The organism is Microbacterium sp. NPDC055455 (assembly GCF_053619935.1).
On sequence record NZ_JBSHLB010000001.1, the window covers coordinates 1,300,321 to 1,316,605 of the forward strand.

A 16,285-nucleotide genomic window follows, 5' to 3' on the forward strand; every position below is an offset into this window, starting at 1 on the left:
GACGGTTAGCATGGCACCGTGCAACCCCAAGATGCGCCGATGGGCGAGGAGAACTCTCTGCGTCGTCACGCGCGTCAGGCGACCGTGCAGGCCGACACGGCCCCGGCGGCGGCATCCGACGATATGGCCGACCTCTACGAGCCCGATCCGGCACCGGTCGGACGGCCACGCAAGCGTCGTGTCTGGCTGTGGGTGGTGCTCTCGATCATCCTCGTTCTGCTCGTCGCAGGCGTGATCGCGGGCGTGCTGGCCATGCAGTTCATCTCCGAGGCGAAGGTCGCGCGGTCCGCGCTGGAGCGGGCGAAGACCGGGATCACCGCCCTCAACTCCCAGCTGGGGTCGGAGGACCCGACGAAGCTGGAGGCGACCGCCGCCGACATCACGGCGAATGTGAAACTGGCTGCCGAGACGGTGGACGGCCCGCTGTGGGACATCGCCGCGCGTGTGCCGTTCGTGGGGCAGAACGTCGACGCGGTGCAGCGGGTGACTCGCGCGGTGGACGTGCTGGTGCTGCGGGCGCTGCCGCCGGGCATGCAGTTCATGTCGACCGCCGACCTCGACAAGCTCACCGTCGAGGGCGGCGGCATCAACCTCGAGCCGTTCCGGCAGGTGCAGGGCTCGATCCCCGAGATCGCCTCCGCCTTCGCCGACGCGCAGGCACTCGTGGCTCCCATCGACCGGGCGTCGCTGCTGCCCGAGGTGGGCGAGCCGATCGCCGACATCCTCGATGTCATCGGCGATGCCGCCCCCGCGCTCGCGGTGGCGGAGAAGTACCTCCCGACGCTGCTGAACATCGCGGGATCGGGCGGCACGAAGACCTACCTCCTGGTCTTCCAGAACAACGCCGAGATCCGCGCGACCGGCGGCAACCCGGCCTCGACCATGATCGTCACGATGACCGACGGCAAGCTCGGGTACGCCGACCAGGCGACCTCGGCGACCTTCTACGAGGCGGGCACCCAGGGCAACGAGTACATCTCGCTTCCCGCCGAGACGACCGGCCTCTACCTGCCGACGCTCACCCGCCACAACCAGGACTACAACTTCACCCCGGACTTCCCGACCACGGCTCAGCTGTTCCAGGCGATCTTCGCCGACACCACCGGGCAGTCCTTCGACGGTGTGATCTCCATCGACCCGGTGGTGCTCTCGCACATGCTGGCCGTCGCCGGCCCCGTGACCCTGAACACGGGCGAGCAGCTCAATGCCGAGAACGCCGTCAAGGTGCTGCTGAGCGACTCGTACGAGATCTACCCCGACGGGGCGACATCCGACGCGTTCTTCACCGACACGGCCAAGCGCGTGTTCGACCACCTCACCGCGGCGTCGTGGGATCCGCTCAAGATGCTCGACGCGCTGGAACAGTCGGCCGAGGAGCAGCGGGTCTACCTCTCGTTCACGGACCCTGCCGCGCAGGCGCTGGCCGACGAGTTCGGCCTCGACGGCGCGCTGAAGCCCGACAACACGACCCAGACCCAGGTCGGCATGTACCTCAACGACTCGTCGGTCGGCAAGCTCGAATACCACCTGTCGTCGACGGTCAACGCCTCGTGCGACCCCGCCGCCCGCACCATCACCACCACGATGACGCTGCACAACGGCATCACCGACGACATCAAGAGCGAGTACACGCTCGGGTGGCGCAACGACAACTACGGGCTGCCGCGGACGACCATGATGCTCGACGTGCTGTTCTTCGCACCGCCCGGCGCGCAGATCACCTCCACCGACCCTGCGGTCGGTCAGGTGGCACGGTGGGAGCGCAGCGGTGTCGAGAAGGGCAACACGGCGCTTAGCAAGACCGTGTTCGTGCCGAAGAACGAGACGGTGACCGTGTCGTACACGGTCGCGCTGCCGCAGGGCGAGCTCGGTCCGCTGAACCTGCGTTACACACCGACCGCCAACGCCACCCCGGTGACCATCGACTCGAGCTGCAACGCGCTCTTCCCGCCCGCCGCTGGCTGAGCAGGCATCCGGCGCGAAACGGTGCGTCGGTGGCGCATTCCGGGACTTCCGCTCGATTTCACAGATCCGTCCACGTCGGGCGGACTCGCCGGGGCTAGGATCGCATCGATCGATGGCCACACCCGACGGTCGCGGCATGTGGGATGCCGTAGGCCTGAGGCCGAGAAGATGCTTGGGGCATCGCTGGGAAGAACGTGTCGGAACGACGCCTGCGTCTGTGGGAGACGCCAAGTGACAACGCCGGATCAGACCGCGCGCAGCGGCTCGGCGTGCCTGCGCTCGAACCTGTCGCCGCTGTCGGCATCGAGTTGGAGTCGGATGCCGGCGGGTTCACCGTGCGCAACGTCTCGGACTCGGACCATTCGGTCCTCATCACACTGATGGCGCGCGCACGCGGAGCGGATGAAGCCTCGGCCCGTGCGCGACTGCTCGTGCTGACGTCGTCCCGATCTGCGGCGGCGGTGCTGCGTGTCGCGGCGGCGGACGACGCCGCGTACGCGTGTCTCTGGCTCGGCGACATCGAGGCCCATGAGCGCGCCGCCGGCGACGTCTCGGCCGCCCGTTCCGGGGCGGTCGTATTGCCCCTGCGTGCGGGTGCCTCATACCGGCTGGCGCACGAGCCCGCTGCCCTGCAGCAGGGTGTCGTCGTCGCCGCGATCGCCGCGCTGGGGGTGGGCATCGACGGGGCTCTCATCCCCGTCGAGCGCGGGCCCTCGGCATCGATCGGCGAGCGGCCGGTCCTGCCTCTCTGAGCGGGCCGGGGCGCCTCAGGTGTTCGCCGCGTCGGAAGAGGTGCCACCGCGGGTTGACCCGGGGTTGGGAGCGTCCGCCCCGGAAACGCTGAAGGTCGCCATGGCGATCACCGGCAGCGACCACGCGGCGGTCTTCATGACGCTCCGCCGGCCTGCGACGAGTGGTCCGGTGGTCGGCGACGCCTCACTGTCGACCATCTCTGCTCCTCTGGGTCCGTCGGATTCGGGACCTCGTCACGACTCTGCCGATCGGCGGCGAGGGAGATGGACGCGCTGGCGCGCGACAGCGGGGACGTGTCGCGGATTGACGCCTCGGTGACCGGCGGTCGTCTCAGCGCGCGCGGGCGGCCTGCGGAGTCGGGGCGCCGATGGCGTGCAGGCCCCGTCGCATCGCCGCTGCGTTGGTGAAGCCGGCGTGCGTGGCGATCTGCGACGTGGTCAGGGCGTCGTACCGCGGGTCGCGCAGCAGGGAGAGGGCCAGTTCGGCGCGGACATTGCGCAGCTCGGCGGCAGGAGACGTCCCCTCCTTGGCGAACAGCCGCTGCAGATGGCGCGTGGACAGGTGCAGGTCTCGTGAGAGTTCCTGCAGTCCGTACTCGGGGTCGGCCCGGTTCAGCAGCATGAGCATGCGTGCGCGGTGCATCGGGCGGACGGCGTGGAAGCCCGCGGCATCCGTCTCCCGATGTTCGAGCAGGACGCCGTAGGCCATCTCGACGAGCAGCCGCTCGACGACGTAGTCCGAGACGCGGGTCTGGACTTCGGGCCGCTGCGCGATGGACTCGGCGAACCCGTGCAGTCCCGTTGCAAGGGCGGTGCGCGAGAGTTCCACGGGCTGAGGCGCCGGCGGCACACTCGTGTCGATGACGGAGTCGGTGTCGAGCCAGACGACGGTCGCGAGGGCGTCGGCCGTCCAGCGCAGCAGCGCTGTGTGGGTGTTGTGCAGCAGCACGCCCGCGCGGCGCGTCGGAGACGTTTCGCCGAGCGCGAGGCCGCCTTCCGATGCGAAGACGACGGCGGTCAGCGGGCGGTCGGCAGGCTGCGCGCTCCAGCGCCACGTGGGGGTGCGCACGCGGTGGGCGCTGACGACGGCTGTGCGGTATTCCTGCACGCCGATGAGGCCGTGGCCTGTGGCCTCCGGGCCGAGATGCGCGGTGAGTGCGCGTCGAAGTGCTCCGTTTGGCATGGTGTCCGATCACGTCAAATTGATGTGGTCGACCGCAGCTTCGTCGCGAGCAGCCTCAGGGGAGTCTAATGGACGACTTCCGGGGGCTCCATTACGCGACCCACCAGGGTGTCGAGGAGCGTTATGCGCCTACCTGCATCGACAGGACGACCGGATGCCTGCCGGCGAGGTGAGGACGCGTCCCGGAAACATCTCCTGCCTACTGTGGCGGCGGGGGAGCTTCGTCCGAGAGGAGGAGTCTGCGATGGGTCGACGAACACGTGCGCGCCAGCGTCGCTACGAGGACGCGCGGGAGCCGTTCCTGCTGCGGGAGTTCGGGGGCGCTCCTGGGTGGATGCTGATCATCGCCCTGCTGATCGTGGCGGGGATCGTCGTCGCCGCGGTCCTCAACCTGGCGTGAGCAGCAGGCGCGCGCGACGTGAGCGATCATGCTCGCCGGCGCGCGCCCTGCGCAGGCTTCAGCCGTCAGGGACGCCCCATGCCGCGGTAGTCCCACCCCGCGTCGCGCCACGCTGCGGCATCGAGACAGTTCCGGCCGTCCAGGATGATGCGCCCGGTTGCGAGGGTGCTCGCGTGCTCGGGCGAGAGCTGCCGCCGGTACTCGTCCCATTCCGTCACCACGATCACCGCGTCGGCGCCTCGCAGCGCTTCGTCGCGGTCCTCCACGTAGTTGAGCTGCGGGTGGATGCGACGCGCGTTCTCGATCGCCGCCGGATCGGTGATCGTGACCCAGGCGCCGAGGCCGTGCAGCCGCACGGCGACGTCGAGTGCCGGCGAGTCGCGGATGTCATCGCTGTGCGGCTTGAACGCCGCACCCAGCACAGTGACGTTCTTCTTGAAGACCGAGCCGCCGAAGGCTTCCACTACGAGCTCCACCGCGCGATCGCGGCGCCGGAGGTTGATGGCGTCGACCTCGCGCAGGAAGGCGATCGACTCGCCCTTCCCGAGCTCTTCGGCGCGCGCCGAGAACGCACGGATGTCCTTGGGGAGGCATCCGCCGCCGAATCCGATGCCGGCTCCGAGGAAGCGACGGCCGATGCGCGCGTCGTGTCCGATCGCGTCGGCGAGCTGCGTGACATCGGCGCCCGTGACCTCGGCGATCTCAGCCATGGCGTTGATGAACGAGATCTTGGTGGCGAGGAAGGCGTTCGCGGCGACCTTGACCAACTCGGCGGTGGCTCGATCGGTGACGATGAACGGCGTGTTCTTCGCAATGGACGGGTGGTAGACCTCGCGCAGGATGTCCGCCGCCCGCTGGCCGAGTTGTCCCTCGGGGACACCCGCCACAAGGCGGTCGGGGTCGATGGTGTCCTGAACGGCCCACCCCTCGCGCAGGAACTCGGGGTTCCAGACCAGCGTCGCGCCGGTCTCCTCGATCCGGGGGGCCAGCCCCGCCGCGGTCCCGACGGGAACCGTCGACTTTCCGGCGACGACATCACCCTCGGTCAGGTAGGGGAGCAGCCCATCGACGGCGGCGTTGACGTACGTCAGGTCGGCCGCGTAGCCGCCGGCCTGCTGCGGCGTTCCCACGCCGATGAAGTGGACCTTGGCCCCCTCGGCCGCGGACATGTCGGTGGTGAACGTGAGCTTGCCCGACTCGATGCCCGCAGCGAGGATCTCCTGCAGTCCGGGCTCGAAGAATGGCGCCTCACCGCGCGAGAGCGAGTCGATCTTGCGCGCGTCGACGTCGATGCCGACCACCTCGTGGCCGATCGACGCCATCGCCGCGGCGTGCACGGCACCCAGGTAGCCGCAGCCGATCACAGACAGACGCATGGAAGCTCCTCATGTGTAGGGGACTGCCACGCCGGCGGACCGTTGGCGGCGAAGAGGCAAGACTTTCCTATCAGAGTGTGTAGGGCAGGCCCGGTAGGAAGATCGGCGGGGACTATCGCGCGCCGGGTTCGAGCGCGGATCTCGGGTCCGCAGTGCCACTCGATCGCTCGCCAGGCCTCGCCGGCCTGACCTCCGTCCTGGACTAGTTGCCTGATCAACGCCCCACTCTGCGCGACCGGCAGCACAGTCTGCCTGAGCACAACTAGCAGTCAGCGAACGTGGCCGACTGCGAGCGATCCCAGTTTGTCGTGAGGTGGATCAATCGTGTCGTGCGTCGTAAACATAAACCGAATGGTCGCTCTGCGGCTCTGCCAGGTCGCTTTCTTGACGCCGTTGCATCGTATGGTTGGCGTGCATCCCAATGCTGTCGGTGCGCGGACATACGGCGATTCGGGAGGCGGTTCATCATGACCAGATCAGTGGCCATACTGGGAACGCGAGGCTATCCCAGCTACTACGGAGGCTTCGAGACAGCGGTTCGCAAGCTCGCCCCGTTCCTCGCCGAACAGGGTTGGGACGTCACTGTTTATTCTCGCGAAGGCGCGGTCCGAGAGGATGATCCCTTGCGGGACCCGCGTGTCAAGGTGGTCTACACCTCTGGTCTGGAACGAAAGTCCGCGAGCACTCTCAGCTTTGGGTACACGGCGTCGCGCCACGCGATTCGAGCTCGCCCGGACGTGGCGCTCGTCATGAACGTCGCCAATGGCTATTTTCTCCCTTCTCTAAAGCGCGCCAGCATCCCGACCGTCGTGAATGTCGACGGTATCGAGTGGCACCGCGCTAAATGGGGGCGTTTGGCGAAGGCCATGTTCAAGCATGGCGCAACGCTAACTGCAAAGTGGGGCGACGCTCTCGTCTTCGACGCCCTAGAGATCGGCAGATTCTGGAACGAACAATTCTCCCGGGATGGTTGGTACATTCCCTATGGTGGGGACCCAGTACCGCCGCTCCCCGTCGAGCCCGGATACACAAGCGGCGACTACGCGCTCGTCGTGGCCCGGTTTGTGCCTGAAAACACGATCCCCGAGTTCATCGAAGCGACGACTGAGATCGCTACCTCTCACCGCGTCGTGATCGTGGGCTCCAGTGGTTATGGCGGCGAGATCGAGACGCGAGTACGTGAACTCGTCGCTTCGAACGAGAACATCGCTTGGCTCGGTCACGTGAGCGACGATGCGCGGCTGCACGCCCTCTGGCAACACGCTGGTGCGTACTTCCACGGACATAGCGTGGGCGGCACGAACCCGGCACTGGTGCAGGCAATGGCAGCCGGTGCTCCCGTGGTCGCTCGCGATACCGTGTACAACCGGGAAGTTCTCGGTCAGGGTGGCCACTTTGTGCCGCCGGATCCGCACAGCATTGCTATGGGTGTCCGAAGGATGCTAACTGATCAAACTCTGCGCAATGAGTCTCGCCGTAACTCGTTGCAGAGAGCTCAAGCGGAATACACGTGGGAATCGGTTTGTGCCCGATATGAGGAAGCGTTGCTCTCTGTGATTGAGCACTCGAAGGCGGTCCGTGAGTACGTCTAATCGGACGCTCCGTCTCATCCCCGAGCTCAGGAACTACCACATTGCGAACCGAGACGACCTTTCGCCATCGGACACATTCTACTTCGAACGCAAGTACGACCTAGTCGGCGAGATCCCCGACACTTTTCAGCAGGTCGCGTTTAGACGCGCGTTGCGACTCGCGCTCAGTGGCCGTTACACGCAACTCGTGATGTGGGAGCCGCTCTGGGTGAGGCTGCTTCCGAAGCACGGCATTGTCATACTTGCATGGAAGCTCGGGACTATCCGTCGCCGGCCGGTTCTCAGCTTCGCGATGGAGAACAATAGTCTTGCATCACTGATGACGGGGGGCCGATCCCTGCCGCGTTGGGCTGTGGCCGCATTCGGGTGGGTTCTAGGCTCCTATATTCGGTTTGCTTACGCGAGAATCGCCTATGCGAGCGATGGCGCACGCCGAAACTATGAGCGACTTCCCGGAGTCCGCCAAATTACCAGTACGACGATACCGAATCTGCCAGCCCGAGGCCCGCTGAGCGCCGCAGACGGAGCGCCGGGCACAGTCGTGATGGTCGCACGAATGGAGTCCCGGAAGGGAACAGGCGTGATCGTCCAGGCGTGGCCGGAAGTTGAGAAGGCCAATCCCGACGCGAGGTTGCGCATCGTAGGTTCCGGTCCAGACAGTGACCTGATCTCGCGTTGGGCTGCGGAGTCTCCTGATACGCGTGAGTTTCTGGGCGCACAGGCGCACGAGTCGGTCATGCGGATTGTCGCCGACGCTCAGGTTCTCGTCCTGCCGTCAGTACGCGACGGACGGTGGCGCGAACAGATCGGGCTACCGATTCACGAGGCACTCCTCAACGGACTTACGGTCGTCACGACCGACGAAACAGGGCTCGCTGATTGGCTCGCCTCGCGGGGCCACTACGTCGTCCCGATGCAAGCCGTCGTAGACGCGCTCCCAGCTGCAATCCTCGGAGCACTCAACTCTCCGATCTCGCGTCATGAGGTCGTTTCACAGCTGCCCGATCGTGACGCGCGGGTGGTCGCCGACTTGTGGCTTACCGGAGCGTCCAATGCGCCCTGAGAGTCGCGTCGTGGTAGTCAACACTCTCGGTGGCGCACTTGCTCATTACACAAGAGAGCTGGTGCACGACTTAGAAGAGTCTGCCATCGAGGTTGAGGTGGTCGCCATCGACGAACCGTCTCAGACGAACGGCTCTTCGCTCCAGTGGCTGCGAGCTTACATTCGTGCCCTGCGGTTCGCGAGACGACTAAGGCGACCGATCCTCGTCACATGGCCGTTACTGGGATACATCGATCTGTTGATTCTTCGCGTGTTCGCGGGCCGGAGGGGCTCGATAGTCGTCCACGATCCGCGTCCACTGGTTGCCGCTTATGGATATGGAAGACTGGCACAAGCCGTCGGGGCGCTGGTCAGCGCTCAACCCATCATTGTGCACTCCATCCAGGCTCAGCAGGCCGTCGAAAACCGGCGACTTCGCGGATCGGCGCAACTCGTTGCTCACCCCATGCTCCGGCCGATCGAGAAGCATCGGGAGGCCGGCGCCGAGAGACTGGTGCGTGTACTCGGCCAGTTCAAGCCCGACCGTGACCTTGACGTGCTGCGGGACCTCGGTAGCCGTATGTCGAACGTACGTCGCGAGGTCGTGGGGCGAAGGTGGCCGAAGATTGACGGCTGGTCGGTGCGAGACGAGTTCGTCCCCGAGAGCGAGCTTGCCGAGCTGCTCACAAGCAGTGACGCAGTTCTCGTGCCCTATCGACGGTTTTTTCAGAGCGGCATCGCGATCCGTTGTCTTGAAGTCGGAACTCCCGTCGTCGGTCCCACGGGCACGAGCATGGACACATTGCTCGGCGTTGCCTCGCAATTGCTTGCCGCGGATGACTGGGTGCCGTGCGTTGAGTTTGCCGTCTCCGAGGAAGGACTCGCGGCCGCTGCCAACGCCGCGGCCGCCTGGTACATTCGGGCGGTTTCTGACTGGAAGTCGTGGGCGCAGCGACAGGGAGTCCACAGTGACTAGACGCGACGAGCTCCTGCGGCGGGCCGTATCCATCCTCGAGGAAATCGCGATGGAGTTGCGGAACCGGTTTTCTCGCCGTCGCGTGGTCGCAGCCGATGGTGAATCTGTCGTCAGCCTCACGAGCTACGGCACACGGTCGCTCCGCGTCTATCTAACCATCGAGAGCATCGGCCGGGGGCGGACGCGACCTCGGCGGTTGCTGCTCTGGCTTGACGACGGGCAGATCCTCGCTCATCCCCCAAAGCAACTCGTTCGTCTTCAACGTCGTGGCCTCGAGATACTCGCCACCCGCGACCTCGGCCCCCACAAGAAGTACTTCCCGTATGTGACATCGAACGAGCTTTCCGCACCCCTTGTGACGGCGGACGATGACGTCTACTACTCCAAGCACTGGCTGGAGACGCTCGAACAAGCCCACATTGACGCGCCCGATGATGTAATCACTCTACGTGCTCGGTGGATCCGACTCACGGACTCGGGAGTCGCGCCATATGCGCGGTGGTCGCGCGCTCCCCTCGGGACTGCCTCGCCAAGGGTGTTTCCGACCGGCATCGGTGGCGTGCTCTACCCGTCTGCCGTGCAGCGTGCGTTGCGCGACGCCGGCGACGCGTTCGTTGATTGCGCTCCGCGCGCGGACGACATCTGGTTACATGCGACGACGATTCGCGCCGGTGCAGTCGCGCGGCAGGTGGCCGCGCCAACTCGTCTCGAGATCATCCCGGTTCGCGCTGCTGGCGAAAGTGGACTGTGGGAATCCAATGTTGTCAAGAGCGGCAACGATATCCAAGCGACGGCTACCTATTCCGCCGATGACCTGGCACTCTTGAGAAACGCCGACGCCTCTGGGGATCGCCGGACTGCTTCCTAATTCGATTGGCAGGGCTTGAGGTGTTCTCCAGGGTTCGAGGCGCACGAATGCTCGTAGCGACCGCTGTTTCCGCGCTCCTTGTTTTGACCGCGTCCGTCGGTGGAACGCGTCCCGCATTTGCCGCGGCAGACGACACGACATTGATTATCAGGTCGGCAGACTTTTCCGCGATCGCCACCTCCCAGGAAGGACTCATCGTCGATTGGCGATCCCAGATTCGGGATAGGGCTGAGCTTCTCCTCGGGAAGGAGCCGGTCGCCTACAACTCGCAGGACCTTCTCGAGGGTTCGCGCGAGATCCTGCGGCGCACGTACGACCTCGGGTTCATGTGGCGAATCACTGGTGATCAGCGCTACGCTGCCCGACTCGCTCAAGAGCTCGAAGCTGCTGCGGCGTTCCCGAAGTGGAACCCGAAGGACGACCTCTCTCTCGGGGAGATGGCGCATGCGACAGCAATAGGGCTGGACTGGCTTCGCAACTACCTATCGAGCCAGCAGCAGACGACTATTAGCAGCGCAATCGTCCTCAAGGCACTCGAGCCCGCGGCGGAGCAATACTCCAACCCTGCCTCGAGCCAATGGGTCAACGCCGAGGGCAACTGGAACGTCGTCGTGAACGCTGGCGTATCGCTCGCTGCGCTGGCCGTGAGGGACTTCGAGCCGACCCTGTCGGGACGCGTGCTCGGCTCCGCACGTCAGAGCATCAGATCGGGACTTCGCGCCTACTCGCCCGATGGCTCCTACTTCGAGGGACTGACCTACTGGAACTACTCGACGACTTACCTAGTCACGCTGATTGCAGGCCTCAGGACTGCCGCGGCAACGGACTGGGGCCTCCTCGACGTTCCCGGGATCCGCCAGACATTTCAAGCTCCGACGCATCTGCTCGGACCGAGCGGGCGGTCATTTGCGTACGGTGACGCATGGAGCACCGAATCCTTCACAGAGCCGCTTCTCGGTCTTGCGTCACTGACTGGTGATCCGATGGCCCTGCGGCAAGCCGTGGTGGGTTACGGTCGCTCATCCGCCGACAACGTTTCAGCGCGGTCGCTCATCTGGTACCTGCAATCAGCCGATCTCGACGCACCTGACGTGCCCTTGGACCATTCCTTCCCCGATACCGGAATCTTTGCGGCGCGTTCGGCATGGGATGATTCGCGTGCTTCGTTCCTCGCGTTCAAGGCGAGTAGCCGACTCGCGAACGGCCACACAGACCTCGATGCAGGCACGTTTGTGTATGACGCGCTTGGAGTCCGCTGGTTCTACGAGCTCGGCGCCGACTCGTACTCTCTGCCTGGGTACTTCGACACCACGGGGGGGCAAAGGTGGGGGTACTATCGCAAAGCGCCGGAGGGTCAGAACAGCCTTGCGTTCGACGGCCACCTCGCTTCCTCCGCTCGCGCCAGTTCGGCGTCCTTCACTGCATTGCGCCCCGACGTTGCAGCGGCAGTCGCGGACCTCAGCGACGCCGCGCCCGCTGGGGTTTCGTGGAAGCGCGGGGTGAAGCTATTCGATGGTAGGCAGCAATTGCTCGTTCAAGACGAGGTCCAGGCGGGGACCCCGACCTCATTCTGGTCGTATTTCCACACGCAGGCCGACATCGCGCTGGCCGAGGATCGAAAAAGCGCTGTTCTATCTCTGGATGGACGTCAAGCGCTCGTGCGGCTGGTATCGCCCGTTGGTGCAGTCCTGACCGGAACAACCGCGACTCCGTCGCCAACTTCTCCTCAGTCGCTCGCGCAAGATGGGAACGCCGCATTCAATAAGCTTGCTGTCCGAATAGAAGACACCCGCTCAACAACCGTCACCTTGCAGGTGACACCCCTCGTGCCCGGCCAAGCGCCAGCGTCGCGGGCAGGGGTGGTCGCCCTGTCGGCGTGGACGTCGACACGCGAGAGCGCAGCACTGACGAGCCTCAAAGTGGGCGGCATCCCTGTTCCAGACTTCAGGGCCGATACTCTCCGATACACCTGGGGAACGGGAACGCAGGACGTTGTCCGAACAGTGTCCGCCACCGCGCCGACCGGCTCCGCGGTCACCGTGAAACAGGCTACGGGATTGCCTGGCTCGGCAACTGTGACCGTGACGCGGTCGGGGGCTATACCGCAGACGTACACCATTAGCTTCGTTCGCGCCGCGATGACTGTTGCCGGAGTATCGGCGACGATCTCGACGAACGCCGCAAACGTCGTCGACGGCGACCTCTACTCACGGTGGACAGCCTCGGGCTTCCACCGGGTCCATCTCGACCTTGGCGTCGTGAGACGCGTCAACCACGTCGAGGTCAATTGGGGGGTTGGTGGAGCGAGCGGCGTGCCATACAACATCCAGGTCTCCTCAGATGGGGCATCCTGGCAGGTGGTGTTCGAGGGCACTGCCACCTCGACGCGAGCATTTCAATGGGCGTCGTTCAATACGGGACCTCGAAACGCTCGCTATGTCCGGATAGGCGTCAACCCAGACGGGCAAAGTCGCAAAGTGGTCATCAACGAGGTCCGTGCTTACGGAGACAACGACCCGTACTTCGCCGAGTCCCCTGTAACAGCCAAGCCGGAGCTTAACGTCCCGGCTATACCGGAACTTCATGTCGGGGATTCTCATCCAGTTTCCACGAAAGTCAATGATGCCCCAGCCGCGGTCGGCGCTGTCAGTCACTCGTCGTCGAACACCGCCGTAGCACGGGTATCTGCCGACAGGGTCGAAGCCGTCAGTGCAGGGCGAGCAGTAATCGTGTCAGAGGTGTCGGCGTCCGGGTGGCTTCTGCGCGAGTACACCAGCGTGACCGTCATCAACACCTCAGAGGTTGTGCTAAAGCCTTCCGCAGATGCTCATGTGCAAGGTGGTGCCCCAGGAGACACGAACTTCGCTCGATCCCTCAAGATGTATGTCAGGCATATTGACGCCTATCCCCAATTCGATCGGTATGCCTATGTGTCGTTCGACCTAAGTGGGATAGCCGCTGCGGAGATCGAGTCTGCGGTACTTTCAGCCACTGCAAAAGTCGAGGATCAGGGAGGGCGGGTCGAAACGCTGAATGCGCGCGCGGTCAGTTCGGTATGGGACCCGTCCGTGTTGACCTTCAACAACCGCCCAGCCATGGGAGGGACGGTTGGATCCATGCAGATCTCTCCGATCGCCGCTCGCGTCAGCATGGATCTGACGGACTATATGAAGTTGCGCGCCGGAGGAGTCGCTTCGTTCGGCATCACCCAAGATGCTCCGGCAGGCGGGGTAGGACAGCTGAGCGTTATCGACACTAGTCGCACCAGCAACTCTCCCACGTTGACCATCACGCTCCGCGATCCGGGCGCACCCGTGCTGGCCACCCCATCGATCAGCGTCGCGCGCACTGATAGCGGTAGTCAGGACGGTTTTGTTATGGGTGGGGCTTCTGGCTCCGCCGGCTCAACCGCGATTGTTCAAGCATTCGCTGCACCGACTGGCCAGTGTCTTCCGGTTGCCGAATCCGGAAGCCTGATCGGAGAGACCGAAGTTACTTTTGACGCATCCGGCATGGCCGCTTACACGGTCAGTGGTGGAGTCCCGACGGGAAGCGATGTGTTCGCTCGCCTGACACAGGGTTCCCGAGTGTCCACGCCGTCAGCATGTCAGACACCTGATGCCGGTGAGGTCGTGTTGACGCCGTCCGCTGATGTGCATGTTCAGGGGGGGTCAACAGCGGATACCAATTTCCGTCGTTCGGTTCAGATGTACGTGAGGCATGTAGATGCCTACCCGCAATACGACCGCTACGCGTACCTGTCGTTCGATCTTGCTTCGATCGACGCAGAGCAGATCGAATCCGCTGTGCTATCCATGACAGCGATGCTGGAAAGCCCCAGCGACCGCACTGAGACCCTGAATGCTCGCGCAGTCAGCGCATCATGGGACGCGGCCACACTAACGTTCAACACCCGGCCCGCGCTCGAAACAACGCTAGGCAGTATGTCAGTTTCAAGCAGCATCTTCCGTGGAGAGATTGACCTCACCGAGTACATGCGCTCACGCGCCGGCGGGGTCGCGTCCATAGCGATCACACAGGACGCCCCTTTCGACGGCATTGGTCTCTTGAGCGTTGTTGACAGCAGCCGATCGAGTAACCCGCCCACACTCACTATCACCTTCACGGGGTAGCTGCTCACGCGCGGCCCTCGACACGCTTCATTGCACCGACACGATTGGACAATTCCTTGTCGACCAGCCCCAGCCTGTACTGGTTCTCGCCCATGCATTCGGCTCGGAGCGCGCTTTCTGAGCTGCGACAGCACGGGAGCGCGTGGCTTCGACTCGTCAGCCCGCGACGGCCGAGGGTCTCGAACTACGGAGACGAGCTAAGCCGCTTGATCGTCGAGCGTGTCTTGGGCGAAGGCGTGCGCTGGGCGACCATCGGTGCTGCTGACATGGTTGCTTTGGGATCGGTGATTGACCTGTACAACTCGAGGGCGGGTGCCGGTCGGATATGGGGAAGCGGAATCGCTGACCCTGACCGTGAGTACGACCTGGACAGGATCGCACCGGCAGTCATCGGCGTGCGGGGCCCGCTCACGCGCGAACGTCTCGGCCTGCCGGCGACCACCCCGCTTGGTGACCCAGGCCTTCTGGCACCGCAGTTCTGGCAGTTCGGATCCCGCCAGCGCAACCTCATGGTGCTCGTGCCACACTACAGCGCATTCAATACTGCGGCTGGGCGTGACGCAATCAATACACTTCGACGGAACGGATTTACCATCGCGCCGCCGAACATGAAGCCAGAAGAGATGATGTCCCTGATTGCCCGCGCTCAGTATGTGGCCAGCTCAGGACTGCACGGGATCATCCTCGCGCACGCGTTTGGTACGCCCAGCACGCTCGTAAGCCTTAAGTCCCGCACCGCCACTTCCCCCGCTTTTAAGTATCGAGATTTCTTCAGCTCGATTGGGATCGAGCCTCGGCTCGTCGATTGGCGGGCCACTCTTCCGAGCGACAACCGGTCGATCGCCGAGCGGAAAACCGCGCAAGATCGGCTCGACGCGGCTCAAGGGGCAGTTGCGCAGCTTACCCGTGAGCTGGAACTGTCTGCGACCGCCCTGACGAACGACGCGTCGCGCACGACCACGTGAGCAGGCGAGACGCGGCGCTTGATGCGCTCCGAGTCCTCGGCATAACCGCGGTCGTTGCTGGACATGTCTGGGACAACCAGGCGATTCGCGAACTCATTTATACGTGGCATGTGCCACTCTTCTTCGTTCTCAGTGGTTACTTGTGGAAGCGGGGGCGCTCCGTTCGGGCCGAGGCAGCGAGTCGGTGGCGCACTATCGGCCTGCCGTACGTGGCGTGGCTTGTGATCATTGCAATCCCCTTCTTGATCGTGAACGCTCAAGGCGGTACGGACGTTCTTGCTCAGACCGTAAGGATCATCGCAGGCGGCGCCTACATTGGCCGGCCATTCTCGGCGTTCTGGTTCATGACTGCCCTGCTCATCGCGTGCGTCGTCTTTCGATGGCTTGAGCGATTCCCGCCGATAATGGCGTGGTCCACCGCGCTCTTCGGACTTGGTTTGGCGACTTTCGTGCCGAACCTGGTGGCCAAGGTGCCGCTCTCCGGAGGTGTTGCGGTAGCCGCCATCACCTTCCTCCTCATCGGCCAGGCCATGCGAGATCTGCGTCATCGCATCGGTCGGCCCGTCGTCGTCGGCTTTGCGTTGCTCTGCCTTTCAGCGGCGCTCATCATCGCGCAAGTTGCCCGACCACTTGACTTGAAGCGATCCGACTTCGGTACGCCGATTTTGAGTCCGTTCGTCGCCGCTGCGATCTGCATCGGACTCATCCTCCTTAGCGAGGCGATTTTCGCGAAGGCTGAAGGATGGCTCCCACGCACGCTCACATCGCTAGCGACCGTCGGCACCGTGGTTGTTCTCAGTCACGCCGTCGTGCTGTGGATACTTGATACTCCCAAGAATGGCTCGTGGCTGGACTTCCTGCCCGCGCTGACGATTCCATGGGTGGCCGCGTGGTTGCTTGCCCGGACGATGGCGTCGCCAGTACTGGTTGGGGCGCCGAGATTCGTCGCGATCAATCCGATGGGACGCTCCGTATAGCGAGCGGGCGAACCTGCTTGGGATCGCTCTGCTACGTCGTCCCCATCACTCGAAGC

Annotated in this window: 13 protein-coding genes; 10 read left to right on the plus strand and 3 right to left on the minus strand. The window is 64.3% G+C overall.

Features of this window, described 5'->3' with window-relative positions; translation table 11 throughout:
* Positions 1 to 18: 18 nt before the first annotated feature.
* Entirely contained in the window at positions 19 to 1,965 is a 1,947-nt protein-coding gene (locus tag ACWGUG_RS05750) for a DUF4012 domain-containing protein (RefSeq protein WP_452324082.1), read from the plus strand.
* A gap of 269 nt (positions 1,966 to 2,234) precedes the next feature.
* Positions 2,235 to 2,717 carry a hypothetical protein gene (locus ACWGUG_RS05755; protein ID WP_452324083.1) on the plus strand — a complete coding sequence of 161 codons (483 nt, stop codon included), beginning with the start codon at positions 2,235 to 2,237 and terminating at the stop codon, positions 2,715 to 2,717.
* A gap of 15 nt (positions 2,718 to 2,732) precedes the next feature.
* Here the strand turns inward: ACWGUG_RS05755 and ACWGUG_RS05760 are convergent, their stop codons facing one another.
* Both ACWGUG_RS05760 and ACWGUG_RS05765 read right to left on the minus strand, forming a co-directional pair.
* Positions 2,733 to 2,915, minus strand: coding sequence for a hypothetical protein (locus ACWGUG_RS05760; RefSeq protein ID WP_452324084.1), 183 nt, complete (start codon positions 2,913 to 2,915; stop codon positions 2,733 to 2,735).
* A 133-nt stretch (positions 2,916 to 3,048) separates the two neighbouring features.
* Complete coding sequence (locus ACWGUG_RS05765; protein WP_452324085.1) at positions 3,049 to 3,900, minus strand: helix-turn-helix domain-containing protein; 852 nt, start codon at positions 3,898 to 3,900, stop codon at positions 3,049 to 3,051.
* A gap of 244 nt (positions 3,901 to 4,144) precedes the next feature.
* On the opposite strand from ACWGUG_RS05765, the gene ACWGUG_RS05770 reads away from it, so the two are divergent.
* The gene (locus tag ACWGUG_RS05770) at positions 4,145 to 4,300 is read left to right on the plus strand and encodes a hypothetical protein (protein WP_336398111.1); all 156 of its coding nucleotides are present in this window, start codon (positions 4,145 to 4,147) and stop codon (positions 4,298 to 4,300) included.
* A gap of 65 nt (positions 4,301 to 4,365) precedes the next feature.
* On the opposite strand, the gene ACWGUG_RS05775 is transcribed toward ACWGUG_RS05770, so the two are convergent.
* Positions 4,366 to 5,676 (minus strand): UDP-glucose dehydrogenase family protein, encoded by a 1,311-nt coding sequence (locus tag ACWGUG_RS05775; protein WP_452324086.1) that lies wholly within the window; start codon positions 5,674 to 5,676, stop codon positions 4,366 to 4,368.
* Positions 5,677 to 6,143: 467 nt separating this feature from the next.
* Between ACWGUG_RS05775 and ACWGUG_RS05780 the strand changes: the two genes are divergently transcribed.
* The 7 genes from ACWGUG_RS05780 to ACWGUG_RS05810 all read left to right on the plus strand — a co-directional run bounded on the left by ACWGUG_RS05780 (position 6,144) and on the right by ACWGUG_RS05810 (position 16,229).
* On the plus strand, positions 6,144 to 7,268 hold the full coding sequence (locus tag ACWGUG_RS05780; RefSeq protein ID WP_452324087.1) for a glycosyltransferase: 1,125 nt from the start codon (positions 6,144 to 6,146) through the stop codon (positions 7,266 to 7,268).
* Entirely contained in the window at positions 7,255 to 8,331 is a 1,077-nt protein-coding gene (locus tag ACWGUG_RS05785; RefSeq protein ID WP_452324088.1) for a glycosyltransferase family 4 protein, read from the plus strand. The genes ACWGUG_RS05780 and ACWGUG_RS05785 overlap by 14 nt, the downstream gene beginning before the upstream one ends.
* Before the next feature lie 10 nt (positions 8,332 to 8,341).
* Positions 8,342 to 9,286: a hypothetical protein gene (locus ACWGUG_RS05790; protein ID WP_452324089.1), complete on the plus strand. Its 945-nt coding sequence runs from the start codon at positions 8,342 to 8,344 to the stop codon at positions 9,284 to 9,286.
* Positions 9,279 to 10,154: a hypothetical protein gene (locus tag ACWGUG_RS05795; protein ID WP_452324090.1), complete on the plus strand. Its 876-nt coding sequence runs from the start codon at positions 9,279 to 9,281 to the stop codon at positions 10,152 to 10,154. The genes ACWGUG_RS05790 and ACWGUG_RS05795 overlap by 8 nt, the downstream gene beginning before the upstream one ends.
* Before the next feature lie 47 nt (positions 10,155 to 10,201).
* Positions 10,202 to 14,287, plus strand: coding sequence for a CBM96 family carbohydrate-binding protein (locus tag ACWGUG_RS05800; protein ID WP_452324091.1), 4,086 nt, complete (start codon positions 10,202 to 10,204; stop codon positions 14,285 to 14,287).
* Positions 14,288 to 14,493: 206 nt separating this feature from the next.
* Positions 14,494 to 15,252 carry a polysaccharide pyruvyl transferase family protein gene (locus ACWGUG_RS05805; RefSeq protein WP_452324092.1) on the plus strand — a complete coding sequence of 253 codons (759 nt, stop codon included), beginning with the start codon at positions 14,494 to 14,496 and terminating at the stop codon, positions 15,250 to 15,252.
* Complete coding sequence (locus tag ACWGUG_RS05810; RefSeq protein WP_452324093.1) at positions 15,249 to 16,229, plus strand: acyltransferase family protein; 981 nt, start codon at positions 15,249 to 15,251, stop codon at positions 16,227 to 16,229. Before ACWGUG_RS05805 ends, ACWGUG_RS05810 begins: the two co-directional genes overlap by 4 nt.
* Positions 16,230 to 16,285 lie beyond the last annotated feature (56 nt).